This is a genomic window from Mycobacterium sp. TH-M103, from assembly GCF_057473785.1.
Genome location: NZ_JBYCLG010000123.1, coordinates 1 through 2,391 on the forward strand (window position 1 = coordinate 1; position 2,391 = coordinate 2,391).

2 protein-coding genes and 1 pseudogene are annotated in these 2,391 nt (G+C 71.6%); all 3 read left to right on the forward strand.

All coding sequences use genetic code 11. From position 1 onward, the window contains the following. Positions 1 to 223, forward strand: a pseudogene (locus tag AC2VOR_RS07005) (nuclear transport factor 2 family protein); the annotation flags it as partial. Beyond that, the gene (locus AC2VOR_RS07010; protein ID WP_486963458.1) at positions 220 to 1,308 is read left to right on the forward strand and encodes an acyl-CoA dehydrogenase family protein; all 1,089 of its coding nucleotides are present in this window, start codon (positions 220 to 222) and stop codon (positions 1,306 to 1,308) included. The pseudogene AC2VOR_RS07005 and the gene AC2VOR_RS07010, both read left to right, overlap by 4 nt. 61 nt (positions 1,309 to 1,369) lie before the next feature. Then, complete coding sequence (locus tag AC2VOR_RS07015; protein WP_369741439.1) at positions 1,370 to 2,131, forward strand: acyl-CoA dehydrogenase family protein; 762 nt, start codon at positions 1,370 to 1,372, stop codon at positions 2,129 to 2,131. The last annotated feature ends 260 nt before the right edge of the window (positions 2,132 to 2,391 follow it).

A 2,391-nucleotide genomic window follows, 5' to 3' on the forward strand; every position in this document is an offset into this window, starting at 1 on the left:
CGACGGCGATTCGGCCAGCGGGACCCAGCCGCTGTGCTTCATCGACCACGCCACCCACGACATGCGCATCGGCTACTACCGCGACACCTACTCCCGGACGCCCGCCGGGTGGCGGCTGAAAACCCGCGCCATGACGTTCATCCGACGCAGCGGCGTGCACGACTCCGGGCGCCCGCACGCCATCGGGCGTCCCGCGGGCGACGGCGCAACGACAGCGCGGTGAATGTCGAGGAGTTCCGCGCGGGCCTGCGCGCATGGCTCGACGACAATGACCTGACCCCCGGGCCGGATCACACGCTGCAGGGCCACATGACGCAGATGGCCCGGGTCAGCCGGGCGCTCTACGACGCCGACTGGATGCGCTACGGCTGGCCGGTGCAAGTCGGCGGACTGGGTGGCCCCGCGGTGCTGCGCGCGATCGTCGGCGAGGAGGTGGTCGGGCGCCGGCTGGCCGAACCCGGCCCGTATTCGATGCTCGAGGTGCTCGCGCCCACCATGATCGACTACGCCCCGGCCGAACTCGCCGCGGAGATGGTGCCGCGCCTGCTCAGCGGCCAAGAGCACTGGTGTCAGGGCTTTTCCGAACCGGGCTCCGGCAGCGACCTGGCCTCGCTGAGCACCCGTGCCGTCGCCGACGGGGACAACTGGATCGTCAACGGCCAGAAGGTGTGGACCAGCTTTGCGCAGTTCTCCACCCGCTGCGTCCTGCTGACCAGGACCGCGCCGGGTCACGACGGCATCACCGCGTTCTTCGTCGACCTGGACACCCCCGGCATCACCATCCGGCCGCTCCGCACGATGCACGGGGTCGACGAGTTCTGCGAGGTGTACTACGACGACGTGGTGATACCCGGCAGCCGCATGCTCGGCCGCCCCGGGGACGGCTGGCGGCTGGCGATGGACCTGCTCCCCTACGAACGTTCCACCTGCTTCTGGCAGCGCATCGCCTACCTGTACGCACGGTTCGACGAACTCATCGCCGAGGCACGCGAGCCCGACGAATCCGCGCTCGGCGCAGCCTATCTGGCGCTGCACACGTTGCGCTGCCGGTCTCGCGGCACCCAGCACCGGCTGCGCGACGGGGCGCGGCTGGGGCCGGACACCTCCGTCGACAAGGTGCTGCTGGCGGGCGCCGAGCAACGCCTTTACGACACCGTCCGCGACCTGCTGCCCGGAACCCTCGAACTCGACGACACGCCGTGGCGGTCGGAGTACCTGTACTCGCGCGCGGCGACCGTCTACGGCGGCACGGCCGAGATCCAGCGCAACATCATCGCCCGCCGGCTGCTGGACCTCGGGAAGGAGTGACGTGGCCGACTTCACCGATCCCGAGTCACTGGCGCTCCTGACCGACTCGCTGCGCACCACGATGGCCGCGGCCTCGGGCGCCGAGCTCGACGCGGCCCTGGCCGGCCTCGGCTGGTTCGACATGCTCGACGAAATGCCAGACCTGGCAGTCCCGTTGGTGTTCCGGCTGCTCGGTGAGACGGGCGCGCACGCCCCGGTGCTCAACGACGTGATGCTGCGGGCGTCGGGGGGCGCGCCCGGGGGGCGTCTGCCGCTGCCGTTCGCGGGCGGCTCCTGGGTGACGTGGGAACGTGACGACGGCCCGACTACGGCGCTCGACGGCGAACTGCCGATACACCGGGCGCCACACGCGGATCCACTGCCCGGTGCCGCCCTGGGCGCTGGCCGGCTGGCGGTGGGGTGGTGGCTGGTCGGCTCCAGCCGGGCCATGCTCTCGCTGGCGCGCCGGCACGCCCTGGACCGCGTCCAGTTCGGCCGGCCCATCGGCTCGTTCCAGGCGATCCGGCACCGGCTGGCCGAGACGCTGGTCGCGATCGAGGGCGCCGAGGCGACCCTGCAGGCCGCCCCGGGCGCCCCGGACGATCCCGGCGGGCTGGCCGCCCTGCTGGCCAAGGCCGCGTCGGGCCAGGCGGCGCTGACCGCCGCGCGGCACTGCCAGCAGGTGCTGGGCGGCATCGGCTTCACCGCCGAGCACCAACTGCACCGTCACATCAAGCGGTCGCTGATCCTGGACGGCCTGCTCGGCAGCGCCCGGGAACTGACGCGGGAGGCCGGGGCGGCGTTGCGGGCCAACGGGTTCGCGCCCCGGCTGGCACAGCTGTAGCGCGTTTAGCAGCATCCGTCACGCCCGTAGCTGCGGGGCGGGGTGTGGCTTTGTGCCCGCCTCACAGCGACAACTGCCCGCCGACACGAATTTGTCGCTGCGAGGCGGGCACAAAGCCACACCTAAACTTCCGGTGACACAAGGGAATTACGGGGCGCATGTCACGTCGCGCGACGCGACGGCCGCCGGCTCGCGAGACTAGTTGCGCGGCAGACCGAGCACTCGTTCGGCGATGATGTTGCGCTGGATCTCCGACGTGC

Coding starts and splice junctions, on each gene's coding strand:
- AC2VOR_RS07015 (WP_369741439.1), top strand. CDS start 1,370: ATGGCCGCGGCCTCGGGCGCCGAGCTCGACGCGGCCCTGGCCGGCCTC.